The organism is Mycobacterium sp. 20KCMC460, from assembly GCF_022179425.1.
In the GTDB taxonomy this organism is placed as follows: domain Bacteria; phylum Actinomycetota; class Actinomycetes; order Mycobacteriales; family Mycobacteriaceae; genus Mycobacterium; species Mycobacterium kiyosense.
The window spans coordinates 5,904,284-5,930,359 of the sequence record NZ_AP025524.1; the positions used below are offsets into that span (position 1 = coordinate 5,904,284).

23 protein-coding genes and 1 pseudogene are annotated in these 26,076 nt (G+C 68.4%); 10 read left to right on the forward strand and 14 right to left on the reverse strand.

The window, feature by feature from the left end; translation table 11 throughout:
• Position 1: 1 nt before the first annotated feature.
• Positions 2 to 1,252: a M18 family aminopeptidase gene (locus MKCMC460_RS27200; protein ID WP_238305073.1), complete on the reverse strand. Its 1,251-nt coding sequence runs from the start codon at positions 1,250 to 1,252 to the stop codon at positions 2 to 4.
• A gap of 51 nt (positions 1,253 to 1,303) precedes the next feature.
• Here MKCMC460_RS27200 and MKCMC460_RS27205 point away from each other — a divergent pair, with 51 nt between their 5' ends.
• From MKCMC460_RS27205 to MKCMC460_RS27220, 4 genes are all read left to right on the forward strand, one after another.
• A complete protein-coding gene (locus MKCMC460_RS27205) occupies positions 1,304 to 2,323 on the forward strand; it encodes a Dyp-type peroxidase (RefSeq protein WP_236978221.1) in 1,020 nt (339 codons plus the stop codon).
• On the forward strand, positions 2,320 to 3,123 hold the full coding sequence (locus MKCMC460_RS27210) for a family 1 encapsulin nanocompartment shell protein (protein ID WP_236978223.1): 804 nt from the start codon (positions 2,320 to 2,322) through the stop codon (positions 3,121 to 3,123). The genes MKCMC460_RS27205 and MKCMC460_RS27210 overlap by 4 nt, the downstream gene beginning before the upstream one ends.
• Before the next feature lie 54 nt (positions 3,124 to 3,177).
• Positions 3,178 to 4,617 carry an NAD(P)/FAD-dependent oxidoreductase gene (locus MKCMC460_RS27215; protein ID WP_236978224.1) on the forward strand — a complete coding sequence of 480 codons (1,440 nt, stop codon included), beginning with the start codon at positions 3,178 to 3,180 and terminating at the stop codon, positions 4,615 to 4,617.
• 154 nt (positions 4,618 to 4,771) lie between these two features.
• On the forward strand, positions 4,772 to 5,242 hold the full coding sequence (locus tag MKCMC460_RS27220) for a hypothetical protein (RefSeq protein WP_236978225.1): 471 nt from the start codon (positions 4,772 to 4,774) through the stop codon (positions 5,240 to 5,242).
• 5 nt (positions 5,243 to 5,247) lie between these two features.
• On the opposite strand, the gene MKCMC460_RS27225 is transcribed toward MKCMC460_RS27220, so the two are convergent.
• Positions 5,248 to 6,339 (reverse strand): NAD(P)-dependent oxidoreductase, encoded by a 1,092-nt coding sequence (locus MKCMC460_RS27225; RefSeq protein WP_236978226.1) that lies wholly within the window; start codon positions 6,337 to 6,339, stop codon positions 5,248 to 5,250.
• A gap of 153 nt (positions 6,340 to 6,492) precedes the next feature.
• On the opposite strand from MKCMC460_RS27225, the gene MKCMC460_RS27230 reads away from it, so the two are divergent.
• Positions 6,493 to 7,302, forward strand: a complete 810-nt coding sequence (locus tag MKCMC460_RS27230; protein ID WP_236978227.1) for a lysophospholipid acyltransferase family protein — start codon at positions 6,493 to 6,495, stop codon at positions 7,300 to 7,302.
• Positions 7,303 to 7,314: 12 nt separating this feature from the next.
• A complete protein-coding gene (locus tag MKCMC460_RS27235; protein ID WP_236978228.1) occupies positions 7,315 to 8,700 on the forward strand; it encodes a wax ester/triacylglycerol synthase family O-acyltransferase in 1,386 nt (461 codons plus the stop codon).
• Between the two features lie 6 nt (positions 8,701 to 8,706).
• On the opposite strand, the gene purQ is transcribed toward MKCMC460_RS27235, so the two are convergent.
• From purQ to MKCMC460_RS27255, 4 genes are all read right to left on the reverse strand, one after another.
• On the reverse strand, positions 8,707 to 9,381 hold the full coding sequence (gene purQ, locus MKCMC460_RS27240; RefSeq protein ID WP_236978229.1) for a phosphoribosylformylglycinamidine synthase subunit PurQ: 675 nt from the start codon (positions 9,379 to 9,381) through the stop codon (positions 8,707 to 8,709).
• Positions 9,378 to 9,617, reverse strand: a complete 240-nt coding sequence (purS, locus tag MKCMC460_RS27245) for a phosphoribosylformylglycinamidine synthase subunit PurS (protein ID WP_236978231.1) — start codon at positions 9,615 to 9,617, stop codon at positions 9,378 to 9,380. The genes purQ and purS overlap by 4 nt, the downstream gene beginning before the upstream one ends.
• A 68-nt stretch (positions 9,618 to 9,685) precedes the next feature.
• Complete coding sequence (locus MKCMC460_RS27250; protein ID WP_236978232.1) at positions 9,686 to 10,438, reverse strand: LLM class flavin-dependent oxidoreductase; 753 nt, start codon at positions 10,436 to 10,438, stop codon at positions 9,686 to 9,688.
• Between the two features lie 49 nt (positions 10,439 to 10,487).
• Entirely contained in the window at positions 10,488 to 11,216 is a 729-nt protein-coding gene (locus MKCMC460_RS27255) for an ATPase (protein ID WP_236978233.1), read from the reverse strand.
• Between MKCMC460_RS27255 and MKCMC460_RS27260 the strand changes: the two genes are divergently transcribed.
• Complete coding sequence (locus tag MKCMC460_RS27260) at positions 11,193 to 11,831, forward strand: MBL fold metallo-hydrolase (RefSeq protein ID WP_236978234.1); 639 nt, start codon at positions 11,193 to 11,195, stop codon at positions 11,829 to 11,831. The two genes, MKCMC460_RS27255 and MKCMC460_RS27260, sit on opposite strands and share 24 nt — an antisense overlap.
• A gap of 180 nt (positions 11,832 to 12,011) precedes the next feature.
• Here MKCMC460_RS27260 and MKCMC460_RS27265 read toward each other — a convergent pair.
• Positions 12,012 to 13,714, reverse strand: a pseudogene (locus tag MKCMC460_RS27265) (FAD-binding dehydrogenase).
• A gap of 32 nt (positions 13,715 to 13,746) precedes the next feature.
• The gene (locus MKCMC460_RS27270) at positions 13,747 to 14,451 is read right to left on the reverse strand and encodes a DUF2334 domain-containing protein (RefSeq protein ID WP_238305074.1); all 705 of its coding nucleotides are present in this window, start codon (positions 14,449 to 14,451) and stop codon (positions 13,747 to 13,749) included.
• Between the two features lie 97 nt (positions 14,452 to 14,548).
• Between MKCMC460_RS27270 and MKCMC460_RS27275 the strand changes: the two genes are divergently transcribed.
• Positions 14,549 to 16,150 carry a DHA2 family efflux MFS transporter permease subunit gene (locus MKCMC460_RS27275; RefSeq protein WP_236984446.1) on the forward strand — a complete coding sequence of 534 codons (1,602 nt, stop codon included), beginning with the start codon at positions 14,549 to 14,551 and terminating at the stop codon, positions 16,148 to 16,150.
• Position 16,151: 1 nt separating this feature from the next.
• On the opposite strand, the gene MKCMC460_RS27280 is transcribed toward MKCMC460_RS27275, so the two are convergent.
• Positions 16,152 to 16,721: a TetR/AcrR family transcriptional regulator gene (locus tag MKCMC460_RS27280; protein WP_236978237.1), complete on the reverse strand. Its 570-nt coding sequence runs from the start codon at positions 16,719 to 16,721 to the stop codon at positions 16,152 to 16,154.
• 92 nt (positions 16,722 to 16,813) lie between these two features.
• On the opposite strand from MKCMC460_RS27280, the gene MKCMC460_RS27285 reads away from it, so the two are divergent.
• Complete coding sequence (locus tag MKCMC460_RS27285) at positions 16,814 to 17,260, forward strand: DoxX family protein (RefSeq protein WP_236978239.1); 447 nt, start codon at positions 16,814 to 16,816, stop codon at positions 17,258 to 17,260.
• Here the strand turns inward: MKCMC460_RS27285 and MKCMC460_RS27290 are convergent.
• Entirely contained in the window at positions 17,222 to 19,339 is a 2,118-nt protein-coding gene (locus MKCMC460_RS27290) for a S9 family peptidase (RefSeq protein ID WP_236978240.1), read from the reverse strand. The two genes, MKCMC460_RS27285 and MKCMC460_RS27290, sit on opposite strands and share 39 nt — an antisense overlap.
• Positions 19,336 to 20,241 carry a phosphoribosylaminoimidazolesuccinocarboxamide synthase gene (locus tag MKCMC460_RS27295; RefSeq protein WP_236978241.1) on the reverse strand — a complete coding sequence of 302 codons (906 nt, stop codon included), beginning with the start codon at positions 20,239 to 20,241 and terminating at the stop codon, positions 19,336 to 19,338. The genes MKCMC460_RS27290 and MKCMC460_RS27295 overlap by 4 nt, the downstream gene beginning before the upstream one ends.
• Positions 20,242 to 20,302: 61 nt before the next feature.
• On the opposite strand from MKCMC460_RS27295, the gene MKCMC460_RS27300 reads away from it, so the two are divergent.
• Entirely contained in the window at positions 20,303 to 20,920 is a 618-nt protein-coding gene (locus MKCMC460_RS27300; protein WP_236978242.1) for a hypothetical protein, read from the forward strand.
• Between the two features lie 29 nt (positions 20,921 to 20,949).
• On the opposite strand, the gene MKCMC460_RS27305 is transcribed toward MKCMC460_RS27300, so the two are convergent.
• The 3 genes from MKCMC460_RS27305 to purB all read right to left on the reverse strand — a co-directional run bounded on the left by MKCMC460_RS27305 (position 20,950) and on the right by purB (position 26,004).
• On the reverse strand, positions 20,950 to 23,220 hold the full coding sequence (locus tag MKCMC460_RS27305; RefSeq protein WP_236978243.1) for a serine/threonine-protein kinase: 2,271 nt from the start codon (positions 23,218 to 23,220) through the stop codon (positions 20,950 to 20,952).
• Positions 23,221 to 23,356: 136 nt separating this feature from the next.
• Positions 23,357 to 24,589 (reverse strand): cytochrome P450, encoded by a 1,233-nt coding sequence (locus MKCMC460_RS27310; RefSeq protein ID WP_236978248.1) that lies wholly within the window; start codon positions 24,587 to 24,589, stop codon positions 23,357 to 23,359.
• Complete coding sequence (purB, locus tag MKCMC460_RS27315) at positions 24,586 to 26,004, reverse strand: adenylosuccinate lyase (protein ID WP_236978249.1); 1,419 nt, start codon at positions 26,002 to 26,004, stop codon at positions 24,586 to 24,588. Before purB ends, MKCMC460_RS27310 begins: the two co-directional genes overlap by 4 nt.
• Positions 26,005 to 26,076 lie beyond the last annotated feature (72 nt).

Here is a 26,076-nt window from a genome sequence, read left to right on the forward strand (position 1 = left end):
GTCAGCCCGGTGCGAGAAACGCCCGTAGCGCGGCGGCATACCGGGCTACGTCGTGGGCGCCCATCAACTCGCGCGCCGAGTGCATGGCGAGTTGGGCAGCGCCGACGTCGACGGTCGGAATCCCGGTCCGCGCCGAGGCCATCGGCCCGATGGTCGACCCGCACGGCAGGTCGGCGCGGTGTTCGTAACGTTGCAGCGACACCCCTGCCTGCTCACAGGCCAACGCGAACGCCGCGGCCGTGCGTCCGTCGGTGGCGTAGCGCAGGTTGGGGTGCACCTTGAGCACCGGCCCGCCGTTGACCTCGATCCAGTGGCCCGGCTCGTGGCGCTCCGGATAGTTGGGATGGGTGGCGTGCGCCATGTCGGCCGAAGCCAGCAGCGAGGCGGGCAGCAGCCGCAGGTAGTCCTCCCGGCCACCGCCGCCGGCCAGCACCATGCGCTCCAGGATGGTGGTCAGCAGGTTGGATTGGGCACCGTGGTCGGAGGTCGACCCCACTTCCTCGTGGTCGAACAGCGCCAGCACCGGCACGAATTCGCCCGGCTCGACGGCCAGCAGGGCCTCCAGTCCGGCGTAGCAGCTGGCCTGGTTGTCCAGCCGCGGCGCGCTGAGCAGGCTGGCGTCCGCGCCGATCACCGCCGACGGGGTCAGGTCGTGCGTCATCAGGTCCGCGGCCAGCAAGTCGGCCACCGCGACGCCCGCGCGGCCGGTGACGTACTCGAGGAACGACCCCTCCCCGACCCCCCATACCGCGTTGAGGTGGCGCTGCGGATCCAGCGTCACCGACTTGCGGTCGTCGGCCAGGTGGATGGCCAGCTGCGGCACCCGCAGGATGGGCTCGTCGATCCGCACCAGCCGATGGCTGACCCCGGTGCCGTCGCGCACCGACAACCGCCCGCTGATGCCCAGGTCGCGGTCCAGCCAGGAGTTCAGCCACGCGCCGCCGTACGGTTCGAGCGCCACCAGCCGCCAGCCGGCGACCGCGCGGTCCGGGTGCTGCTTGACCCGCAGGTTCGGACTGTCGGTGTGGGCGCCGACGATGCGAAACGGCGTGCCCGGCGCCCCGCCGTGCCAGGCGACCAGCGATCCGGCCCGCACCACGAAATAGCGGCCCGGCTCGGCGGGCCAGCGGTCGGGCTCGCGCAATTCGGTGTACCCGGCATCGAGCAGACGTACGGCCGCCGTCGCGCAGGCGTGAAACGGCGACGGGGACGCGTCGATGAATTCACCCAGCCCGGGCGCGGTGGCCACCATGTAGCCAGGTTAAGCACCACTGCGTGGACCGGGGAGGTTAGGGTCGACCCTGTGCCCGCTGTTCAGCCACAGCCCATTCTGGCGCCCCTGACGCCCGCCGCGATCTTCCTGGTGGCCACCATCGACGAAGGTGGCGAGGAGACAGTCCACGACGCATTGGCCGACATCTCCGGATTGGTGCGCGCGATCGGCTTTCGCGACCCGGCCAAACGACTGTCGGTGATCACCTCGATCGGCTCGGATGCCTGGGACCGGTTGTTCTCCGGACCGCGGCCCGCCGAGTTGCACCCGTTCGTCGCGTTGCAGGGTCCGCGCCACACGGCGCCGGCCACCCCGGGTGACCTGTTGTTCCACATCCGCGCCGAAACCATGGACGTGTGTTTCGAACTGGCCGGGCGCATTCTCAAGGCGATGGCCGGCGCGGTGACGGTGGTCGACGAGGTGCACGGCTTCCGTTTCTTCGACAACCGCGACCTGCTCGGCTTCGTCGACGGCACCGAGAACCCGGACGGCCCAATCGCGGTGAGCGCCACCGCAATCGGCGACGAGGACCCCGACTTCACCGGCTCCTGCTACGTGCACGTGCAGAAGTACGTGCACGACATGACGTCGTGGGAATCGCTGTCGGTCACTGAGCAGGAGCGGGTGATCGGGCGGACCAAACTCGAAGACATCGAGATGGACGACGACGTGAAGCCGTCCAACTCGCACATCGCCCTCAATGTGATCACCGACGACGACGGCACCGAGCTGAAGATCGTGCGGCACAACATGCCGTTCGGCGAAGTCGGCAAAGGCGAGTACGGCACCTACTTCATCGGGTATTCGCGCAGCCCCGCCGTCACCGAACAGATGTTGCGGAACATGTTCCTCGGCGACCCGCCTGGCAACACCGATCGGGTGCTGGACTTCTCCACCGCCGTCACCGGCACCATGTTCTTCTCCCCCACCGTCGACTTCCTCGACGACCCGCCGCCGCTGCCCCAGACGCCCGCGCCCGCCCCGGCGATAGCTGCACCCTCCTCCGACGGTTCCCTCTCGATCGGCAGCCTGAAAGGAATGTCCCGATGAACAACCTGTACCGCGATCTGGCACCGGTCACCGAAGTCGCTTGGGCCGAAATCGAATTGGAGGCCTCGCGCACCTTCAAACGGCACCTCGCCGGGCGCCGCGTGGTTGACGTCAGCGAGCCCGGCGGCCCGGTTACCGCGGCGGTCAGCACCGGCCGCCTGCTCGACGTGGCGGCACCCACCGACGGCGTGGTGGCCCACCTGCGCGCCAGCAAACCGCTGGTGCGGTTGCGGGTTCCGTTCACCTTGTCCCGCGCCGAGATCGACGACGTGGAGCGCGGGTCCAACGACTCCGACTGGGACCCGGTCAAGGCGGCCGCCAAGAAGCTGGCGTTCGTCGAGGACCGCGCCATCTTCGAGGGCTACCCCGCGGCGTCGATCGACGGCATCCGCAAGTCCAGCTCCAATCCGCCCCTGACGCTGCCGGAGGATCCGCGCGACATCCCCGACGTGATCACCCAGGCGCTGACCGAGCTGCGGTTGGCCGGGGTGGACGGACCGTACTCGGTGCTGCTGTCGGCGGACGCCTACACCAAGGTCAGCGAGACCACCGCGCACGGCTATCCGATCCTCGAGCACCTCAACCGGCTGGTCGACGGCGACATCATCTGGGCGCCGGCCATCGACGGCGCCTTCCTGCTGACCACTCGCGGCGGCGACTTCGACCTGCAACTGGGTACCGACGTGTCGATCGGCTACCTCAGTCACGACGCCGACACCGTGCAGTTGTATCTGCAGGAGACCCTGACGTTCCTGTGCTACACCGCCGAGGCGTCGGTGGCGCTGAGCCCACCCGCATAGCAGGTCTGCGGGGCCGGACTGAACTGCGCTGCCGGACTGAAAGGACGATCGACGATGACCGAGCGGGACTTCGACGTGGTGGTGCTGGGCGCTGGGCCGGTCGGCGAGAACGTCGCGGACCGGGCCCGGGTGGCCGGCTTGAGTGTCGCGATCGTCGAGCGCGAACTCGCCGGTGGCGAGTGCTCGTACTGGGCCTGCGTGCCGAGCAAGGCGCTGCTGCGTCCGGTCCTCGCCTTAGCCGATGCGCGCCGCGTCGACGGCGCACGGCAGGCGGTCAGCGGCTCGATTGACGCCGCCGCCGCGTTCGCCCGTCGCGACCACTATGTCGGCAACTGGGACGACTCCGGTCAGGCCGATTGGATCGCCGGTACGGGCGCGACGCTGATCCGTGGGCACGGCCGGTTGGCGGGTCCGCGTCGGGTCACGGTAGCCGAGCCCGGCGGCGGCCAGAGCACCCTGACCGCCCGGCATGCCGTCGTCGTGTGCACCGGTACCCGCGCCGCGCTACCCGAACTGCCGGGCATCGACGACGTCCGGCCGTGGACGAATCGCCAAGGTACCGATAGCAGTTCGGTCCCGGGCCGGCTCGCGATCGTCGGTGCCGGCGGTGTCGGCGTCGAATTGGCAACGGCCTGGCAGGGTTTGGGTGCGTCGGTCACGCTGCTGGTCCGTTCGCGGCTGTTGCCGCGGATGGAGCCGTTCGTCGGCGAACTCATCGAGAAGGGTCTGCGCGATGCCGGCGTCGACGTCCGCAAAGGCGTTTCGGTAACCAAGCTGAGCAGACCCGGACCGGTGCTGGCCGAGCTCGACGACGGCAGCACACTGGAGGTCGACGAGATCCTGTTCGCCACCGGCCGGGCACCGAGCACCGACGACATCGGTTTGGAGACAGTCGGATTGGAGCCGGGCAGCTGGTTGGACGTCGACGACACCTGTCGGGTGCGGGCCGTCGGCGAGGGGTGGTTGTATGCCGCCGGTGACGTCAACCACCGCGCCCTGCTCACCCATCAGGGCAAGTATCAGGCGCGGATCGCGGGGGCGGCCATCGCCGCTCGCGCGCAGGGCCGGCCACTGGACACCTCGCCGTGGGGCGAGCACGCCACCACCGCCGACCACTATGCGGTGCCGCAGGCATTCTTCACCGACCCGGAAGCGGCGTCGGTGGGGCTGACCGCCGAGCAGGCTGCGCAACACGGGCACCGCGCCAAGATCGTCGACGTCGAGATCGGCGACGTCGTGACCGGTGCCAAGCTGTTCGCCGACGGCTACACCGGGCGGGCCAGGATGGTGGTCGGCGTCGACGACGGCCGCGTACTGGGCGTGACGCTGGTGGGGCCCGGTGTCACCGAACTGCTGCATGCGGCCACCGTCGCCGTTGCCGGGCAGGTTGCCATCGACCGGTTGTGGCATGCGGTGCCGTGCTTTCCGACGATCAGCGAGCTGTGGCTCAGACTCCTTGAGGCGTACCGGGATTCGGACTATGTGCTGGTCTAGGAAGAGACGGCCGGCGGCGACCTCGGACGGCTCCTAGCACCGGGGAACCGGAAACCGCGGAAACCGACTCGCTCAGCGAATTCTCAACTGATTCTTCGCCATCCCTGGCTTTGCCGAAAGCGTCCGCATAGCCGGGTGCCGGAGCATCGACATCATGACTGACTTCTCGGCCGAGCCGCTGAGCACCGACTTGATCGAGCGCTACCTGCGCACCCGCGGGCGGCGGTACTTCCGCGGCCGCCACGACGGCGAGTTCTTCTTCGTCCTCGACGTCGAGCGGCGCCTGCATGTGCACTTGGAGATACCGCCCGCGCACCCCGATGTGTTCACCATTCGGGTCACTCCCGCGTGCTTCTTTCCGGCCGACGATCGTCGGCGGCTGACCCAGTTCGCCGACAGCTGGAACCGGGTGAACCGCGACGTCACCGCCGTGGTGCACGGGTCCTCGGACCCGCAGCGAATCGGAGTCAGCGCCGAGCAGACCCGCCGGGTCGGGGGCCGGGTGGACTTCCACGAATTGACCGGCTTCGCCGACCGTGCCATCGCCGCCGCGATCGATCTTTTCAGCAGGTTGGCTCCGGTCGTCGAATTGCCTTCTCCGACACTGGTACTGGATGCCGGCTGAACCTCTCAGACCAGGCGCCCGGCGAGCACCCTGTCCGGCCGTGGTTCGCCGAGCTTGGTACGCATAGCGCCCCACGGGTCCGCGTAGCGTCCCGGCGCGTCCCGATAAGCCGCACGCCGCTTGAGCACCAACCGGGCCAGGGGCGCCAGCAATCGCATCGGGTGCCGGCGCCAGCCGGTGGCCGCACGCATCTCGGCCAGCATGTCCGGCCACCGGTGGTGCTGGAAGTCCAGCAGCTCCTGGGATCGGGTGGTGTCCATCCAGTCGGTGACGAACCAGTTCTCGTCGCTGTCGGGGTCACCGGGCCGTCCTCCGGGTAATACGTCGTCCAGGCCGCGGGTGGCCGCCAACGCCGCGCCCACCTCGCCCTGCAACAGCTGGTGCGATTCGTCGCCGGCGATCAGCAAGATCTCGCCGACCACGTCTCGCGCGGGAGCGGTTGTTGCGGCAGCGAACGCGACCGCGACATCGCGGACGTCGACGCTGTGCATCCGCCCGTCGGTGGGCAGCGCGCTTTCGAAGTAGAGCGCGTCGAACGTGAACGGCATCGCGCCGGGGTCGACGCTCATCACGCCGCCCAGCCGCAGGATCACCCACGGCAGGCTCGAGCTCCGCACGTGGCGCTCGGCTTCCGCCTTGTGTGCCCCGTAGCTGTCCGACGGGGCGAGGGGGCTGTCGGCGGTCAGCAGCTGCGGGTGGCGGTGCGGATTGCGGGCCCCGTGCACGGCGTTGCTGGACGCCTGGATGAAGCGGGGCGGTTGCCGGCATGATTCGGCAGCCCGCAACAGCGACACCGTCGCGTCGACGTTGACCCGGCGCGCGAGCTCGGGCTGGCCGTAGATCACCGGCGGGATCACCGCGGCCAGGTGGATGACCACGGCCGGCTCGACCTGGGCGATCAGCTTCGCGACGGCCTGCGGATCGGTGAGGTCCGCCCAGTACGCCTGGGCGCCGGCGGGCAGCGACCTGGCCGCCTTGCGCTGCGCCGGGGTGCCGAGGTCGGTGGCCACCACCTGGTGGCCACCGGCGGCCAGCCGGCGCACGGTTTGCGATCCGACCAGCCCGAATCCTCCTGTGACAAGCACTATTTCGGCCATGGCGCCTCCCCTGACTCGTTGCTGTGCGGTATGCCACACTGTGTGATAATGACATTCTCTTTATTCGAGAGTAGCATATTCTCTACATACGTAGAGCGGCGGAACGGGTAATCCCCATCACAACGCCACCATCGCCGACCATCGGAGAACGCCATGACCGCCAGCGACAATCCGGACGCACGCGAGATCGCCAAGTGGGATCCCGCATTCACCAAGCAGGTCATCGACACCGTCGCACCGATGGTCAGGCGGTGGCACCGCGCCGAAGTACGAAATCTGCAGAACATCCCTGCCGCCGGCGGCGCGCTGGTGGTCTCCAACCACTCCGGCGGCATGTTCACCCCGGATGTGTTCATCTTCTCGCCGGCCTACTACGACACCTTCGGCTACGACCGCCCCGTCTACACCCTCGGCCACTACGGACTGTTCATCGGTCCGATGGACGGCTGGCTGCGCCGGCTCGGGGTGATCGAGGCTAGCCGGGAAAATGCCGCCGCCGCACTGCATTCCGGCGCGGTGGTGCTGGTCTTCCCAGGCGGCGACTACGACTCCTACCGACCGACGTTCGAAGCGAACACCGTCGACTTCAACGGCCGCACCGGCTACGTCACCACCGCCGTCGAAGCCGGGGTACCAATCGTGCCGACGGTGTCGATCGGCGCGCAGGAAACCCAGCTGTTCCTCACCCGCGGCAACTGGCTGGCCCGCAAACTGGGGCTGACCAAGGCCCGGATGGACATCCTGCCGGTCAGCTTCGGTTTCCCGTTCGGCATCAGTGTGATCTTCCCGCCCAACCTGCCGCTGCCGGCCAAGATCGTGACCGAGGTGCTCGAGCCGATCGACGTCGTCGCGCAATTCGGCACCGACCCCGACGTCGCCGAAGTGGATGCTTACGTCCGCTCGGTGATGCAGCGCGCGCTGGACCGGTTATCCGCCCAGCGCCGGCTGCCCGTGTTGGGTTGAGAGCAGGTCGTAATGAAACGGCTGAACGGCATGGACGCGATGCTGCTCTACAGCGAAACGCCCAACCTGCACACCCACACCCTGAAAGTGGCCGTGATCGATCCGGGCACAGCACCTTTCGGCTTCGAGGCATTCCGCCGCCACCTGTCCGGGCGGATGCACCTGCTGGAGCCGTTGCGCTACCAGCTGGTCGAGATGCCCTGGCGGCTCGGCCATCCGATGTGGCGAGAGAACTGCGAGGCGGACCTGGACTACCACCTGCGCCGGGTACAGATCCCGGCACCGGGTGGTCGGCGCGAACTGGACCAGGTGATCGGTGAGATCGCCTCGACGCCGCTGGACCGCGGACGTCCGCTGTGGGAGTTCCATTTCGCCGAGGGACTGGCCGGCGGCCGGTGCGCGGTGATCGGGAAGGTACACCACTGTCTGGCCGACGGCATCGCGTCGGCGAACCTGTTGGCACGCCTGATGAACCTGGTTGACGTGGCCGCAACCGACTGCGAGACGGATTGCACTGCAACGACTTTCGGTCTGGTCCGGGCAGCGCTGGCGGACCAGTTCCGCCAGCTCGCGGCGTTGCCCGGGTTGATCAGGGACGCCGCGCGGGGCGTGGCCGGGGTGCGCCGACGCTCCCGGGAACGCGGCGGCCACCCCGATCTCGCCGCCGCATTCGACGCCCCACCGACCTTCCTCAACAGTCACGTGGTGTCGCCCCAACGCCGATTCGCCAGCGCGGCGCTGCCATTGGCCGAGGTCAAGGCCACCGCCGCGGAGCTAGGTGTGACGATCAACGACCTGATCCTTTCGATGGCCGCCGGGGGCCTGCGCACGCTGCTACTGGACTACGACGGAGTCGCCGACCGGCCCATCGTCGCGTCGGTCCCGACCGCCACCGACAAGTCGGACCGAATCACCGGCAACGAGATCAGCGGTCTGTCCGTCTCGCTGCCGGTGCACATCGACGACCCGGTCGAACGGGTACGGCTGGTGGCGCTGGCCACCCGGATCGCCAAGGAGGACCACGAGATCCTCGGCCCCGGCCTGTACGGGCGGATGATGAGCTACCTGCCCGCGGCAATCGCGCCGGCGATGTTCCGCTGGCTGGGCCGGCGCGACGCGCCGAACAAGATCATGAACGTGGCGGTGTCCAGCGTGCTGGGCCCGCGCCGGCGCGGGAACTTCGCCGGTGCCCCGGTCAGCGAGATCTACTCCACCGGGGTACTCTCCCCCGCGGCGCCGGTCAACATCACCGTGTGGAGCTACGCCGACCAGCTCGGCATCGCGGTGCTGACCGACGACAAGACCTTCACCGACACCCACGACGCGACCGCGGCGCTCACCGCGGCGTTCGACGAGTTACGCAGTGCCGCAACACCTTACGCGACGCTCACGGCCTGATCAGGTTCAGGCGGCCAGCACCGCGTCGAGCGCGGAGTAGAACAGGCCCAGCCCGTCTTCGGACGGCCCGGTCAGCGCTTCGATCGCGTGCTCGGGGTGCGGCATCAGGCCGACCACGCGCCGGTTGGCCGAGGTGACACCGGCGATGTCGTGCTGCGAACCGTTGATGTTGTCCCGGTAGCGGAACACCACCCGGCCCTCGCCCTCCAGCTCGTCGAGCACCTGCTTGGGTGCCACATAGCGACCCTCGCCGGACTTCAGCGGGATCAGCAGGTCGGCGTCGGGCTCGAAGCGCGACGTCCAGGCCGTCGCCGTCGAGGCCACCCGCAGCCAGACGTCGCGGCAGACGAAATGCAGGCCCACGTTGCGGGTCAGCGCGCCGGGCAGCAGGCCCGCTTCGCACAGCACCTGAAAACCGTTGCAAATACCCAACACCGGCATGCCGCGGCCGGCGGCGGCGACCACTTCGCCCATCACCGGAGCGAACCGGGCGATCGCTCCCGCGCGCAGATAGTCCCCGTAGGAGAAGCCGCCCGGTACCACCACCGCGTCGACGCCTTTGAGATCGGCGTCGGCGTGCCAGAGGTTGACCACCTCGGCGCCCACCTTGCGCGCCGCTCGCGCGGCGTCCACGTCGTCGAGGCTGCCGGGAAAGGTGATGACGCCGATACGGGCCGTCACCGCGGTTCCCGGCTGATCGTCCAGTCCTCGATCACGGTGTTGGCCAATAACGACTCGGCGATCTCGGCCAGCGCGACGTCGTCGACGGTGTCGTCGACCTCCAGCTCAAACCGCTTGCCCTGACGGACATCCGAAATACCCCGATGACCCAGCCGGCCCAGCGCGCCGACGATTGCCTGACCCTGCGGATCGAGAATCTCCGCTTTGGGCATCACATGCACGACCACCCGGGCCAACGCGCTCCTCCTCAGCTCCGATCCCCGTCTCGCCCGACGGGCGGACAGACGGGCCAACTCTACCGCGCCTAGCCGACCAGGATCAGGCCGTCGCCGCCCAACTCGGCGATGCGGCGCTGCGCTGCGCCGTCGGGATCGAGTGCCGCCTCGGACAGCGCCGTCCAGGCGTTGAGCAGCAGCGCAGCATCCGGTTGCGCCGACGCCGCGCGGGCGGCGCGGGCCGCCTCGAAAAACTCGCCGATGCGGGGGTGCTCGAGTGCGACGTTCACCGCATCGCATCGCTGTCCGGCGAGCTCGGCCAGGGCGATGCTGTTGACTCCGAGCAGCACCGGCGGACGCGGGTCGGGCAGCGGAAACCCCGTCCACTGTGCGGCCCGGTTCGGGTCCCACTGAGCGTCGCACAGGTCGAGCACGTCGCGCAGGTGCCGGTGCCGCTGCCGCATCGAGTCGCTGAGCGCGATTCCGACAAGTTCGTGCTCACGCGACCAGGGGCTGCCCGGCGCCGCTCCCGCGCCCAGCCCGAACACGAAGCGGCCGCCACTGATTTCCTGGACCGAGGCGGCCGCCGCCACGGTCACCCCGGCGGGCCGGTTGGCCGCGTTCACCACCAGGGTGCCGACCTTTATCGAGGACGTCGCCGCGGCCAGCGCCCCGGCCAGCGTGAAGCACTCCAGCATCCGGGAGCCGGACAACATCGCGCCGGAGAGGTGGTCGAACACCCACGCGGTGCCGAACCCGTCGGCTTCGGCTCGCAGCACGCTGTCCCGCAACTGCGGCCAGGGATGGGAAGCGGCGCTGTAGAGCACGTCGAGTGTCACCATCGACCCAACATACCGGTTAAAAATACGGCGCCGGAACGGATTTCGCGCGTCACGAACAGGACGCGATGTAGGCCTCGCACAGCGGAGCGGTCATCGCGTCCAGGACGGCGGCGTCGGAGATCACCGGCCACGCCACTTCGGGGGACCCGCTCGCCCACAGCGTCAGCTCGCTGATCGTGCTGCTGGCGACGTGAGCCAGCAGATAGGTGTGCACGAGGACCGGTCCGCTGATCACCGCCGCCATCCGGGTGGGCTCGTCATCGGTGACCGACGGCGACTGTGCCGGTGCGCCCAGCTGGCAGGCGCGCAGTGCGGCGACCGCGCTGCCGAAGACCGATGCGGCCAGCGCGCCGCCGCGGGCGGTGTCACCGCGCCAGTGCATGATCTGGGCGTGCAGTTGCCACTGGCCGTCGGGACGGGTCACCGTGACGCGGGCCGCGACGGTCGAGTTGCGAGTGTCCTGCGGGACGGCCGGGGTTGCGCAGACCTGCTCGAACTTGAACTGCGGCGTCGTGCCGGTCACCGGCACCGCGCGGCCGGCGAGCGGCGGCCAGCCGGACACCGCATCCAGCGGCACCGACCGATGGGCGATCCACGCGGTTGACGGGATCTGGTCACAGATCGGCGGGCAGGTCTGCGGCTCGGCGTGTGCGGGCGCCACCACGATCAGCGCGACGACGACATTGCCGGCGACCAGCATCGTCGCCAGAATCATCCGCAGCTGCACGGCCCCCATCAGGGCACAATCGTAGACATGCAACTGACGCATTTCGGCCATTCGTGCCTTCTCGCCGAGTTCGGTCAAACGAAAGTCTTATTCGACCCGGGCAGCTTCGCCCACGGCTTCGAGGGCATCACCGGCCTGTCGGCGATCCTGATCACCCACCAACACCCCGACCACGTCGACGTCTCGCGGCTGCCGGCGTTGCTGGAAGCCAACCCGGACGCCCCGCTGTACGCCGACCCGCAGACCACCGCGCAGCTGGGCGAGCCCTGCCAGGCGGTGCACGTGGGTGACGAACTTTCGGTGGGGCAGCTGACCATTCGCGCCCTGGGCGGTCGGCATGCGGTGATTCATCCGGAAATCCCGGTAATCGAGAACATCTCGTTTGTGATCGGCGACGGCGACCACCCGGCCAGGTTGATGCATCCCGGCGATGCGCTGTTCGTGCCCGACGAACCCGTGGACGTGTTGGCCACTCCCGCGGCGGCGCCGTGGATGAAGATCTCCGAAGCTGTCGACTACCTGCGGGCGGTGAACCCTGTCCGGGCGGTCCCCATCCACCAGGGCATCGTGGCGCCCGCGGCGCGCGGCATCTACTACGGGCGGCTCACCGAGATGACCGACACCGACTTCCAGGTGCTACCGGAGGAGGACGCGGTCAGCTTCTGACCGCGAGTCAGCCGTGCTGTTTGCGGCGGCGCCGCGGCCGGTGGTATCGCCGAGCTGCCGACGTCAGCCGCGAGCGTTGCGCTGGCGTGACGCTCGGCGCCGACTGCTGCGCTGGCGTGACGCTCGGCGGGGTAGACGCGGGGTAGACGTGGGGTAGACGTGGGGTAGACGCGGGGTGGACTAGGCGATGTCGGCGGCGGCGCCGCGGCCGGCGGCCCGGCCGGAGAAGATGCAGCCGCCCAGGAAGGTGCCCTCCAGCGCACGGTAACCGTGCACGCCGCCACCGCCGAAGCCGGCGACCTCGCCGGCCGCATACAGCCCGGCCACCGGGCTGCCGTCGGCCTTGAGGACCCGCGAGTCCAGGTCGGTCTCTATGCCGCCCAACGTCTTCGGGTGAGGATGTGCAACTTGACCGCGATCAGCGGGCCAGCCTTGGGATCGGCCAGACGATGCGGCGCGACCACCCGACCCAAACGGTCACCCAGATAGGTGCGGGCGGCGCGGATCGCGGTGATCTGACCGTCCTTGGTGAACCGGTTGGCCACCTCACGATCGCGCGCGGTGACGGCCGCCGCCACGGTGTCGTAGTCCAGCGGCTGCACGTCGGGCAACTCGTTCATGGCGGCCACCAGCCCGGGCAGTGAATCGGCGGTGACGAAGTCCACGCCCCGGTCGATGAACGCCTGCACTGGCGCCGGCGGACCGGAACTGGCCCGCGAGCGCAGCAACTGGCGCACGCTCTGCCCGGTCAGGTCCGGGTTCTGCTCCTGGCCCGACAGCGCGAATTCCTTCTCAATGATCTTGGCGTTCAACACAAACCACGTGTAGTCGTAACCGGTATGGGCGATGTGCTCCAAGGTGCCCAGCGTGTCGAAGCCCGGATACAGCGGCACCGGCAGCCGATTGCCCTCCCCGTCCAGCCACAGCGACGACGGCCCGGGAATGATCCGGATACCGTGCTGCGGCCAGACCGGTTCGTAGTTGGTGATGCCTTCGGTGTAGTGCCACATCCGGTCGGGGTTGATCACCCGCGCACCGGCTTTCTGGGCGATGCCGAGCATCCGGCCGTCCACGTGCGCGGGCACCCCGCTGAGCAACTGCTTGGGCGCGCGGCCCATCCGACGCGGCCAGTTCTTGCGCACCAGATCGTGGTTGCCGCCGATGCCCCCGCTGGTGACGATCACCGCGCCGGCGCGAAACTCGAACTTTCTCAACCCTTTCCGTGAGGACGGCACCCCGCGCGGCTGATCGGACGGTTCCAACACGGTGCCCCGGACACCGGTCACCGCGTCGCCCGCCACGATCAACCGGTCCACCTGATGGCGGTGCGCGAACCGCACGTTCGGCCGGTTGCGCAGCTGCCGGGCGAAGATCTCGACCAGCGCGGGCCCGGTGCCCCAGGTGATGTGGAACCGCGGCACCGAATTGCCGTGTCCCTGTGCGTCGTAACCTCCCCGCTCGGCCCAGCCGACCAGCGGGAAGATCTTCAGGCCGCGGGCCCGTAGCCAGCTGCGCTTCTCCCCCGCCGCGAAGTCGACGTACGCGTGCGCCCACTGCTCCGGCCAGTAATCCTCGGGCCGGTCGAACGCTGCGGTGCCCAGCCAGTCCTGCAGCGCGAGTTCGTGGCTGTCGCGAATGCCCAGCCGACGCTGCTCGGGGCTGTTGACGAAGAACAGGCCACCGAACGACCAGTACGCCTGCCCGCCCAGGTTGGCGCTGTTCTCCTGGTCCAGGATCAGCACCCGCAGACCGCGTTCCGCCAGTTCGCAGGCCGCCACCAGTCCGGCCAGCCCGGCACCGACGACGATCGCGTCCGCCGTGAAGGCTTTCAACTCGTCGGAACCCGCAGTCGCTTCGCTCATGTCGGTACAGGGTAGTGCCACCGATGTGGTGGCCGGCCCGCCGCGCGAAGACGCTACGCGGCGTCTAGAACCGCCTTGTCGGCGCGCCACCGGTACACCATCGGCGTGCATTGCTGCAGCAGGGCAAGGTCGACGGCGTCGAGCATGGCTTGGCGCGGTCCGGGCTTACGCAAGTGGCGGGCGGCGACCGCGATGCGCACCACCCCGCCGCGCCGCGCGGTGCGCTCGGCGGACATCACCACCATCCGGCACCACCACGGCTCGGCCAGATACCCTTCGCCGATGCCCAGCACGCGGGCCCGCACGGTGGTGTCGCGCACCAGGTCGCTGATCCCGTAAGCATCGGCGAGCAGGCGAAAGCCGTTGCCCGGCAACGCCTTGACCACGCCCGGTGAAACCAGCCAGCCCTGCGCCGCGAACAGCCGGGTGCGCAGCCCGAGATGCTCGAGCACCCGGTCGGCGCCCTTGAGCCGGAGGCTGGCCTCGTGGGCGTGCAGCGTGGCGAACTCGCCGCGGCGCTTCTTGACGGCGGATTCGTCGAAGCCGTGCAGCACCAGCGCGTCGCCGCCGGAACGCCGGGCGGCCAGCCAGTCGACGGTGCGCGGGTCGCGGTCGAGGCGGTAGCGGTCGCCGAGGCGCGGTGCCACCAACAGCGACACCGGGACGGCGCGGGAGTCCATCTGCGCGCAGAAGTCCTCGACGTCGGACAGGGTGTGCTCACCGATACCCGAGACCGAGACGATCAGTTTTCCAGACACGCTTGTAGTTTGCCGATCGCAGGTGTCACGACAGTGAAGGACACGCAGACTCCAGACGTCCATCCGCCCGCTGATCAGGTCGAACGATCCGTTAGATATCCTCAGTAACGCCATGGATAAGGCGCCTTCCGCACCGGCTGACGCCGCGCTGCCCGCCACCGCCACGGGGCAGTCGAATGTCCACCACGACTACCCCGACAAGCTCGACGCCGCGACTTTCCGGACGGCCGGGGTGTGCATCCTGGCGTCGATGATGATGGCGGTCGACGCCACCATCGTCAACGTCGCCCAACGCACCTTCATCGTCGACTTCGAGTCCACTCAGGCCGTGGTCGGCTGGACCATGACCGGCTACACGCTGGCGCTGGCCACCGTCATCCCGATAGCCGGCTGGGCGGCCGACCGATTCGGCACCAAGCGGCTGTGGATGGGTTCGGTGCTGGCGTTCATCGTCGGTTCGCTGCTGTGCGCGATGGCGCCGAACATCCTGCTGCTCATCATCTTTCGCGTGGTGCAGGGCATGTGCGGCGGGATGATGATGCCGTTGGGATTCACGATTCTGACGCAGGTGGCGGGTCCGAAACGGCTCGGCCGGCTGATGTCGATCCTGGGTATCCCGATGCTGATCGGCCCGATCAGCGGGCCGATCCTGGGCGGCTGGCTGATCGGCGAATTCGGCTGGCCGTGGATCTTCCTGGTCAATCTGCCGATCGGATTGTGCGCGTTCTGCTTGGCGTTGTTCGTGTTCCCGCGCGACGAGCCGGCGCCGTCGGAGACCTTCGACGTGGTCGGCGTGCTGCTGCTGTCACCCGGCCTGGCCACCTTTCTGTTCGGGGTGTCGTCGGTTCCCGGCCGCGGCACGGTGGCCGATCGGCACGTGCTGATACCGGTGATCGCCGGCCTCGCCTTGATCGTGATGTTCGTCCTGCACGCCTGGTTCCGCGCCGAGCATCCGCTGATCGACCTACGCCTGTTCAAGATCCCACTGGTCACCCGCGCCAATGTGACGGCCCTGCTGTTCGCGATCGCCTTCTTCGGCAGCGCGCTGCTGTTGCCGAGCTATCTGCAGCAGGTCTCCCACCAGACGCCGCTGCAATCCGGGATGCTGCTCATCCCGCAGGGCATCGGCGCGATGCTGACCATGCCGTTGGCCGGCGTGTTCGTGGACCGCAGCGGACCCGGGAAGGCGGTGCTGTTCGGCATCGGGCTGATCACGGTGGGCATGGCCGCGATCACCTTTGCCGTCGCGCGGCATGCCGACTATCTGCCGACGATGTGCGCCGGGCTGGTGATCGTCGGGATGGGCATGGGTTGCACGATGATGCCGTTGTCCGGGGCCGCGGTCCAGGCCCTGAGCCCGCACGACATCGCCCGCGGTTCGACGTTGATCAGCGTGAACCACCAGGTCGGCGGATCCATCGGCACGGCGCTGATGTCGATGGTGCTGACCTCCCAGTTCAACCGGAGCGAGACCATCACCGCGGCGAACAAACTCGCGCGTCTGCAGCAGGAGTCGATCAGGCGCGGGGTACCGATCGAACCGTCGGCGATACCGCGGCGGACGCTGGATCCGGAGTTCGGCACCGTTTTGCTGCACGATCTGTCGCACGCCTACACGGTGGTGTTGGCGATCGCGGTGGTGCTGGTGGCGTTGACGCTGATCCCGGCGGCGTTCCTGCCGAAGACTCCGGCCCTCTGACTCAGCCGTCGAAGAGCATCGTCGCGATGCGGGCGACGGTGTCCATCGGGTCGGCCGCCTTCACCCGGACCGCGCCGTTGAGCCACAACATCGAAAAGCCGTGCACCAGAGACCACGCCGCCAGTTCGGCACCCGCGGGATCGGCACGAGCCTTCGGGTCGTGCAACGTCGCCACCCCACGGGACAACTCGGCCGCCGCGGCGGCCTCGGCGGCGGCGAGTTCGGCGTCGGAGCCGTCCAGCAGAGACCTGTTGAACATGACCTGGTAGTGGCCGGGGTGCTGCAGGGCGAACCGCACATAGGCCAGGGCCGCGTCGGAGAACTGAGCACCGGGCGCCGGCATCGCCGCGATGAGGGCCGCGGCCAGCAGCTGGAACCCCTGGGTGGCCAGCGCGGTGAACAGGCCCCGGCGGTCGGTGAAATGGTGGGCCGGGGCGGCGTGCGACACTCCGGCATCGCGCGCGAGTTCGCGCAGCGAAATCCGTTCGGCGCCGCGCTCGGCCACGGCTCGGGCGGCTTCGGCCAGGATGACGGCCCGCAGATCGCCGTGGTGGTAGGTCGGCCGGCTCACGCCGAACAGCATAGCGAACAAATCTTGACAATGGCTAGATAACCCCCATAACCTGACGGAGCGATCTTGTCACTGTCTAGATTGGAGGTGCGATGGCTCCGCCGATCGCTCTGCTGTTCGGCACTCTGCTCGCCCGCATCATCGGCTGGTTCGGCGTGAGCTACCTCGACGGCTGGCCGAAGGCGGCCGCGGTCGGCCTGGCCGTGATGTTCGTGGTCACCGGCGTGGCGCATTTCGTGCCGCCACTGCGCCGGGATCTGATCGCGATCGTCCCGACCCGCCTACCCGCGCCGGTCCTACTCGTGACCGTTACCGGCGTGCTGGAACTGCTCGGTGCGGCGGGCCTGCTGCTGCCCGCCACCCGGGTGATCGCCGCTGTCTGCCTACTGCTGCTGATGCTGGCGATGTTCCCGGCCAACATCTACGCCGCGCGGATGCCCGACCCGCCGGAGTCGATGACAACGCGTCTTTCGGTGCGCACCGCCGAGGAAGTCGTGTTTCTAGGCGCCGCGCTCGTCGTCGCCCTCGGCGGTGCTTAGCAACCACGCGTACTGGAACGCGGTCTCCTTCCAGCGTTCGTAACGTCCGCTGATTCCGCCATGACCGGCCTTCATCTGAGTCTTCAGCAGCACCCGATTACCCTCGGCGTTGGCGTACCGCAGCGCGGCGACCCATTTGGCCGGTTCGACGTAGTAGACCCGGGTGTCGTTCAGCGACGTCATCGCCAGGATCGCCGGATACCGCTGGCGCACCACGTTCTCGTAGGGCGAATACGACTTCATATACGCATAGACATCGCTGTCGCTCAACGGATTTCCCCACTCGTCCCACTCGGTGACGGTGAGCGGCAGCGACGGATCCAGGATGGTGGTCAGCGGGTCGACGAACGGCACCTGGGCCAGGATCCCGGCGAACAGGTCCGGGGCCATGTTGGCCACCGCACCCATCAGCAGACCACCGGCGCTGCCGCCCAGGGCCACCAGTTGCTGCGGCCGGGTCAGCCCCGAATCCACCAGATGCCTTGCCACCGCGATGAAGTCGGTGAAGGTGTTCTTCTTACGCAGTAGCTTGCCGTCCTCGTACCACAGCCGGCCCATCTCGCCGCCGCCACGCACATGCGCCACGACGAACACCATGCCCCGATCGAGCAGCGACAACCGGGCGATGGAGAACCGCGGGTCCTCGCACATCTCGTAGGCGCCATAACCGTAAATCAGTGCCGGAGCCGGGAATTCGATGTCAGCGCGGTGCACGATCGAGACCGGGATGCGGGCGCCGTCCGCGGCGATAGCCCAGTCGCGCCGTTCCACGTAGTCTTCGCGACGGTAATCACCGAGCACCGGCTGTTCCTTGAGCAGGGTGCGTTCGCCGGTCACCAGATCCATGTCGTAGATCCGGACCGGCGTCACGAACGACCCGGCGCCGACCCGCAACTTGGGTGTCACCCAGTTCGGGTTGGCGCCCAGACCGGACGACATCAGCTCCGAGTCGAACTCCAATTCCGTCGGGGTGCCGTAGCTCCCGTCAGAACCGAACGGCCACAACTGGATTCGCGGCAGCGCCGCGCGGCGGTAGCTGACCACCAGGTGGTCGGCGAAGGCGTCCACACCGTCGAGGCGGACGTCGTCGCGGTGGGCAATCAGGGTGGTCTGCCGCGACGGGTCCTCGACCGGCGCCTGCACCAGCGTGAAGTTCACCGCTTCGTCGTTGTGCAGGATCAAGAACCGCTCCTGGCCGCCGATGACGGCGTGCTCCACCGAGTACTCGACACCCTCGCGGCGCGGCAGCACGACGCGGAACTGCGCGTCGGGGTCGGCCGCGTCGGCGTAACGCACTTCCGAGGTGATCGACGATCCCGCCGCGATCACCACGTAGGCGTCGCTGCGGGTACGTCCCACGCCCAGCCAGAACCGTTCGTCGGGTTCGTGGTAGACCTGCACCGGAGGGCCGCCGGAACCGAGTCGGTAGCGCCACACCGTATCCGGTCGCCAGGCGTCGTCCACCGTGCTGTAGTAGACGGTGGCGTTGTCGGCCGCCCAGGTCACCCCGGCGCCGATGCCGGTGATCTCGTCGGGATACAGCTCGCCGGTGCGTAAGTCCTTGAACCGCAGCGTGTATCGCTCGTCGCCGACCACGTCGACGGAGTACGCCAGCAGGTTGGCGTCCAGGCTGACACTGGCGGCACCGAGCGCGAAGAAGTCGTGGCCGTCGGCCTCGCTGTTCTCGTCCAGCAGCACCTGCTCACCGGGGATCTCGGTGCGCTCGTCGAACTGCGGCGGGGACCAGTCGTCGGGATCGCTTACCGGACAACGACAATGGACCCCGTACTGCTTGCCCTCGAAGGTACGGGCGTAGTACCACCAGTCGCCGCGCCGGGTGGGCACCGACAGATCGGTCTCCTTGGTGCGCGCCTTGATCTCCTCGAAGATCTGCTGCCGCAACGGCTCGAGGTGGCTGGTGACCTGATCGACGTAGTCGTTCTCGGCTTCCAGGTAGGCGATCACCTCGGGATTGTCTTTGTCGCGCAACCACTCATAGGGATCGACGAAGACGTCGCCGTGATGCTCGCGGCGGGTTTCCACCCGCTTGGCAACGGGTGGTGCCGAATGTCCGGTCATGCGCCGGGACCGATCCAGTCGTCGAACTTCAAGCCCGAAATACGTTCGTATGCTTCGATATACCGACCGCGGGTGGCGTCGATGACCTCGTCGGGCAGCGGCGGCGGCGGCTCGGTGCCGTGCCGGTCCCAGCCGGACTCGGCGCTGGTGAGCCAGTTGCGCACGAACTGCTTGTCGAACGCGGTCTGCACCACGCCCGGCCGGTACTCGGCGGCCGGCCAGTACCGCGACGAATCCGGTGTGAAGATCTCGTCGGCCAGCACCAGCTGTCCGCCGGCGTCGGTACCGAACTCGAACTTGGTGTCGGCGATGATGATTCCTCTGCTCAGCGCATGATCGGCGGCCTGCACGTAGATCTGCAAGGTACGGTCACGCAACTGGTTGGCGCGCACCGCGCCGACCAGCTCGATGACCCGGTCGAAGGCGATGTTCTCGTCGTGGTCGCCCAGCTCGGCCTTGGTGGCCGGGGTGAACAGCGGCGTGGTGAACTTGCTGGCCTCCACCAGCCCCGGCGGCAACGGAATGCCGCAGACGCTGCCGGTCGCCTGATAGTCCAGCAGCCCCGAGCCGGTGAGATAACCGCGGGCCACGCATTCCACCGGCATCATCTCCAGGCGCCGCACCACCAGCGCCCGGCCCAGCACCTCGTCCGGGATCCGCGGGTCGTCCGGCGGGCCGGCCAAGTGGTTGGGGAAGTCGGTGAGCCGGGAGACGAGGCCGAAGAAGAACACGCTCATCGCGGTCAGGATGCGGCCCTTGTCGGGGATGGTGCTGGCCAGGATGAAGTCGTACGCGGAGATCCGGTCGGAGGCAACCAGCAGCAGGTGGTCATCGTCGACGACGTAGATCTCGCGAACCTTGCCGCTGGCCAGATGCCGGTAATCGGACAATGCGGGTCGCATCGGGTCAGCCTATCGGGCCAGCCGGCACCATTCGGATGCGAGCTGTGCTGGTATCAGTGTCATGAGCCGGTACCTGCCCTACTCCACCAGACCCGTTCGCCTGTTCGGTCAGCTGATCAGCGACATCACCATCTCGATATGGACGGTGATCTGGGTGTTCGTCGGCCTCGCCGTGCACGAGGCGATCGCCGCCATCGCCGAGGCCGGACGCCAGGTCGAGTCGGGCTCGAAGGGGCTGGCCGGCAACCTCGCGTCGGCCGGTCACGGCGCGCACAACGTGCCGCTGCTCGGTGACGCACTGGGCAAGCCCCTGGACGCGGCCAGCCAGGCGGCCCTCGACGTCGCCGGCGCCGGCCACGACCTGAGCACCACGGCGACCTGGCTGGCGGTGGTGCTGGCGCTGGCCGTGGCCCTGCCGCCCATCCTCGCGGTGACCGTGCCGTGGCTGTATCTGCGAATCCGGTTCTTCCGCCGCAAATGGGTGGTGACCGCGCTGGCGGGCACCGCGGCCGGCCAGCAGCTGCTGGCGTTGCGGGCGCTGGCGAACCGGCCGCCGGCCAAGCTGGCGGCCGTCAGCGCGGACCCGGTCGGCGGCTGGCGTTACGAGGACCCGATGGTGATCCGCGGCCTGGCCGCACTCGAACTGCGGGCGGCGGGAATCCGGCTCCGGATGGACTGAGCGCCGACGAGCCCGGCCATCCGGCGCGGTCAGGCGCTGTTGACCAGGATGGCGTACTGGGCGGCGGCCCGCTGACGAACGTCCTTCTCCTCGTTGCTGTGCACCGAGGCGATGTAGCGCCCGAACGTGACGAAACACGAGAAGCGCGCATCGGGGTTGTCGGACACGATGTCCGGCTTAATCTCATGACACCGCGCGTCCGGCAACCGGTCCGGCGGGGCGATGTCGTGGGCGATGTACTCGTTGCGGCCGGCCTCGACTATTTTCGGCATGAACGCTTTCGCGGTGGCCTCGTCCTTCGCCCGCAGCAACGACGCATCCATGCTGAACGCGCATCGGTCGATCCCGGCTTGCTCGAACAGCCCGTCTTTGACGGCTTGGCTGTCTGCACAGAAGGCGGCCGCGCGTGGACCGATACTGCCGAACGTGCCGGACACCTTCGGCTGGTCGCCCGCGAAGAAGATCCGGCTCAGCATGCGGTCGGGGTCCAGTGGTAGCTCGGTCAGTGCCACCGCATTGGTGGGGATCACCTTGGCCATCAGCGGCACCTGCAGGTCGAGGGCGCGTTTGATCCGCTGCGTCAGATTGCCGAGGTCGGGGTTCGCGTCGCTGCGCACGACGAACGAAATGACCATGGCACCCGAGGCCATGGTGGCCCCGATCGACGGAGAACCCGGCCGGTAATGGGCCATGGCTTGCTTGTAATCGGGAATTTGGACTGTCCGGTTCTCCGGATTGACCGCGAAATCGGTCGCGTCGATCTCGGTGGCGGCCCGCGCGGCGGCGTCGTCGTTGGGAAAGCTGGTCACCATGGTGAGCAGCAGTTCGCCCTCGTGGTCGCGGGCAAAGTCGTTGATGCGCTTGTTCAAACCTTCGACGACGTAGCCCGAGACCATGTGGTACTTCTCGAACACGGGTTGGGTCAGTGGCTCTCCGGTGCCCGAAATAGTGGCGGCCGCCTTGTCGGGGGTTGGAACCGCATCACCGTAGATGTGGTCCAGGACGGAGTCCACCGCGTGCGGGTCCGCGATGCCCTCGGCGAGCCGGAACCCTTCCAGCACTCGGCCTTCGTCGACCGTGGTGGGACCGGGCAGCGGCCGCGGCTGGGTGCCGTAGCGCCCTACGTCGAGTTTGCTGATGTCCACCGCGTTTTCGGACCCGGAATTGTTTTTGGTCAGCTGCCAGATCGCGACCCCGGCCACCAGGGCGACCACGGCAAGGATTGCCGCCCCCACGAGGATCCACCGGTTGCGCTTGCCGGCCGCCGGTTGCGGGGGCCCGCCGGGAATCGGCGGCGGATACTGGCCGGGCGGCGGTGTCCACTGTCGCGCAACGGGCTGTTGCGCAACGGGCTGCTGCGCCGCCGGAGGCGCTGTTTGCGTTGGCGCCACCTGGGTGGGCTCGGGTTGGTTCGGCACGATCGGGGCGGTGGCCGCCGGAACGGTGAAGGCAGATGTCGAACTGCCCAGCGACGCCAGGGCCGCCTCGGCCGCTCGGGCGAACTCACCGCTGGTCGCGTACCGCTGCGCGGGATCTTTGGCCATGCCGCGGGCGATCACTTCGTCCAGCGCGGGGGGCAGGCCGATGCGTGCGCTGAGTCGGGGCGGCGGCTCACTCAGGTGCGCACCGACCAGGCTCGCGGTGTCACCCGCGAACGGCGGTGCCCCGGTGAGGGCTTCGAACAGCACACAGGCCAGCGCGTAGGTGTCCGAGCGCAACGTCACCTGGCTCTCGTCGCCCCGGAACCGCTCGGGTGCCATGTAGGTCCAAGTGCCCAGGACGTCGCCCATCTGGGTCAGCCTGGACTCGGTGGCCGCGTTGGCGATTCCGAAATCGACCAGGTAGGCGAAGTCGTCCGGGGTGATCAGGATGTTCCCCGGCTTGACGTCGCGGTGCAGCACACCGGCGGCGTGGGCGGCATCCAGCGCCGAGGCGATCTGGCGCACCATCGCCACCGCCTTTTCCGGCGGCAGCGGTCCCGACTGCTGCAGGATCGTCTCCAGGTCGGTGCCGTTGATCAGCCGCATGTCGACATAGAGTTGCCCGTCGATCTCACCGGTGGAGTGGATCGGCACCACATGGGGGTCCTGCAGCCGCCCGGCGATGCGGGCCTCCCGCTGCAGCCGTTGCCGGTAATTCGGGTCCTGCGCGTACGGCCCCGAGATGAGCTTCAACGCCACCACCCGGTCCATCGTGGTGTCCTGGGCTTCATACACGGTGCCCATGCCGCCGCTGCCGAGCATCCGCTTGAGCAGATATGGCCCGAACTGCGTTCCAACCTCTGGCCGTGCCTCAGTCATCGCCCCTCCTGTGCCGGGCATCCGCGCAAACGTCGCAGGGGCATCCTAAACCCGACACCTGGCTGGTCGCACTACCTGACCGGCGCCACTCAGCAACCGGCTTTCGGTGCGGCTGCCGGACCGACGACGCGCAGCGCTACGCCTCTCGCAATTCCACCACCAGATGGCGCAGGCCGGTGTGCCGGTTGCTGCGGGTCCACTCCGGTGGTTGCACCAGTCGCACCGAGCCGAACCGGGACCACAGTTCCTCGTAGAGCACCCGCAGTTCCAGCCTGGCCAGGTTGGCCCCCAGGCAGTAATGCACACCCTGGCCAAAACCCAAGTGCGGATTGGGTTTACGGGTGATGTCGAATCGGTCGGCCGACTCGAACACGGTGTCGTCGCGGTTGGCGGAGCCTTCCCAGATCTGCACCTTTTCGCCGGCGCGGATGGCCTGGCCACCGAGCGTGACGTCGCGGGTGGCGGTGCGCCGCTTGGACGGCGACGGCGTGGTCCAGCGCACGATCTCCTCAACGGCGGTGGGCAGTTTCTCGAGATCATCACGCAGCGAACGCAATTGGTCGGGGTGCTCGGCCAGCGCCAACATTCCCCCGGCGACGGCGTTACGGGTGGTCTCGGCGCCGGCGCTGAACAGCAGGCTGAAGAACAGATACAACTCCAGATCCGACAGCACGGCGCCACCCCCGGCGTTGGCGACGACCGAGAGCATGTCGTCGGTGGGCCGGGCACGTTTGGCCGCGATCAGCTCCTGCCCGAAGGCGTACATCCGCGATCCGGCCTCTTCGACGGAGAGTTGCGACAGCGACGCCTTACGCGAACCGCCGAAGTCGAACTGCGGCTCGATCGCCTCGAACAGCCAATGCCGTTCGGACTCAGGCACTCCCAGCAGAATGCAGATCATCTGCATCGGCAGTTCGGCGGCCACTTCGACCACGAAGTCGAACGGCTCGCCCGGTACCACCGCGTCCAGCAACCCGCGCGACCTCGACCGCAGATCGTCCTCCACGCGCCGGATCATCCGCGGCGTCAGCCCGGAGCTGACCAGCCGGCGAATCTGGGAATGCCGCGGGTCGTCCATCATGTTGAGCACCTGGCCGGCGATGGCCAGATCCTGCAACAGCGTGCCACCGAACGGCCGGTCCCCACCGGTCACCGACGAGTAGGTGACCGGATCACGCAGCACCTCCAGGGTCTCCGGGTAGGCGGCCACCGACCAGAAGCCCTCGCCGTCGGGGGTGTGCTCGGTGGGCTCATGCCAGTACACCGGCGCCTCGCGGCGATGCACGGCGAACAAGTCGTGCGGAAAACCGTCGGCGAAGTTGTCGAGGTCGGTGAAGTCGATCTCGGCCAGCGCGGCCGTCACCGTCACAGAATCGCCCCGGGCACGTACTTGGCCGCCTCCGGATACCGCGCCACCAGTTGCTGCACCGCTGCGGCGATTTCGTCGACCTGATCACCGGCCGCCCCGGTGAACGCCGCCTTGTCGGCCAGCGCCGCATCCAACGCCGCCCGATCCAGCGGCAACCGCGCATCGGCGGCCAACCGGTCCAGCAGGTCGGGCTCGGCGCCGTGTTCACGCATGGCCAGCGCGGTGGCCACCGCGTGCTCGCGGATCACGTGGTGGGCCGCTTCCCGCCCCATGCCGGCGCGCACCGCGGCGATCAACACCTTGGTGGTGGCCAGGAATGGCAGGTAGCGGTCCAGCTCACGCTGGATCACCGCGGGGTAGGCGCCGAACTCGTCGAGCACCGTCAGGAACGTCTCGATCTGTCCGTCGATGGCAAAGAAGCTGTCCGGCAACGCAACCCGGCGCACCACCGAGCAGAACACGTCACCCTCGTTCCACTGCGCGCCGGCCAGTTCGGCGGCCATCGAGGCATACCCGCGCAGCACCACCTGCAGGCCGTTGACCCGCTCGCAGCTGCGCGTGTTCATCTTGTGCGGCATCGCCGAGGAACCGACCTGGCCCGCGGCGAAGCCCTCGGTGACCAGCTCGTGGCCGGCCATCAACCGGATGGTGTGGGCCAGCGACGACGGCCCGGCACCCAACTGCACCAGCGCGGAAATCACGTCATGATCCAGCGAACGCGGATACACCTGGCCGACGCTGTTCAAAACCGTTGCGAAGCCCAGGAATTCGGCTGTCTGGCGCTCGAGTTCGGCCAGTTTGCCGGCGTCGCCGCCGAGCAGGTCGAGCATGTCCTGCGCGGTGCCCATCGGCCCCTTCACGCCGCGCAGCGGGTAGCGGTCGATCAACTCGCGCAGCCTGGTCAGCGCGATCAGGGTCTCCTGCGCGGCCGAGGCGAACCGTTTGCCCAAGGTGGTGGCCTGGGCGGCGACATTGTGACTGCGCCCGGCCATAACCAGGTCGCGGTGGGACACCGCCTTTTCCGCGAGCCGGGCCACCACCGCCACCCCGTGGGCGAACACCAGCTCCAGCGACTGCCGGATCTGCAGCTGCTCGACGTTCTCGGTGAGGTCGCGGCTGGTCATCCCTTTATGCACGTGCTCGTGACCGGCCAGGGCGTTGAATTCCTCGATGCGGGCCTTGACGTCGTGGCGCAGCACCCGCTCGCGGGCGGCGATGGAGGCCAGGTCCACGTTGTCGAGAACCCGCTCGTAGTCGTCGATGGCCGCGGCGGGAACCTCGACGCCGAGGCGGGCCTGGGCCCGCAGCACCGCCAGCCACAGCCGCCGCTCCGCGACGATCTTGGCCTCGGGCGACCAGATCGCCACCATCTCGGCGCTGGCGTACCGCGCCGCCAGAACGTTCGGAATGCTCACTTGGCCATCACGGACACACAGTTTACGGCTGCCGACCCGGCGATTTGATGCTGCGCTCAGGCCTGCGTTCGG

Coding starts and splice junctions, on each gene's coding strand:
- MKCMC460_RS27225 (WP_236978226.1), bottom strand. CDS start 6,339: ATGGCCGAAATAGTGCTTGTCACAGGAGGATTCGGGCTGGTCGGATCG.
- MKCMC460_RS27255 (WP_236978233.1), bottom strand. CDS start 11,216: ATGGCCGAAATGCGTCAGTTGCATGTCTACGATTGTGCCCTGATGGGG.
- MKCMC460_RS27285 (WP_236978239.1), top strand. CDS start 16,814: ATGGCTCCGCCGATCGCTCTGCTGTTCGGCACTCTGCTCGCCCGCATC.
- MKCMC460_RS27305 (WP_236978243.1), bottom strand. CDS start 23,220: ATGACTGAGGCACGGCCAGAGGTTGGAACGCAGTTCGGGCCATATCTG.
- MKCMC460_RS27300 (WP_236978242.1), top strand. CDS start 20,303: ATGAGCCGGTACCTGCCCTACTCCACCAGACCCGTTCGCCTGTTCGGT.
- MKCMC460_RS27210 (WP_236978223.1), top strand. CDS start 2,320: ATGAACAACCTGTACCGCGATCTGGCACCGGTCACCGAAGTCGCTTGG.
- MKCMC460_RS27260 (WP_236978234.1), top strand. CDS start 11,193: ATGCAACTGACGCATTTCGGCCATTCGTGCCTTCTCGCCGAGTTCGGT.
- MKCMC460_RS27200 (WP_238305073.1), bottom strand. CDS start 1,252: ATGGTGGCCACCGCGCCCGGGCTGGGTGAATTCATCGACGCGTCCCCG.
- MKCMC460_RS27235 (WP_236978228.1), top strand. CDS start 7,315: ATGAAACGGCTGAACGGCATGGACGCGATGCTGCTCTACAGCGAAACG.
- MKCMC460_RS27290 (WP_236978240.1), bottom strand. CDS start 19,339: ATGACCGGACATTCGGCACCACCCGTTGCCAAGCGGGTGGAAACCCGC.
- MKCMC460_RS27215 (WP_236978224.1), top strand. CDS start 3,178: ATGACCGAGCGGGACTTCGACGTGGTGGTGCTGGGCGCTGGGCCGGTC.
- MKCMC460_RS27250 (WP_236978232.1), bottom strand. CDS start 10,438: ATGGTGACACTCGACGTGCTCTACAGCGCCGCTTCCCATCCCTGGCCG.
- MKCMC460_RS27295 (WP_236978241.1), bottom strand. CDS start 20,241: ATGCGACCCGCATTGTCCGATTACCGGCATCTGGCCAGCGGCAAGGTT.
- MKCMC460_RS27220 (WP_236978225.1), top strand. CDS start 4,772: ATGACTGACTTCTCGGCCGAGCCGCTGAGCACCGACTTGATCGAGCGC.
- MKCMC460_RS27230 (WP_236978227.1), top strand. CDS start 6,493: ATGACCGCCAGCGACAATCCGGACGCACGCGAGATCGCCAAGTGGGAT.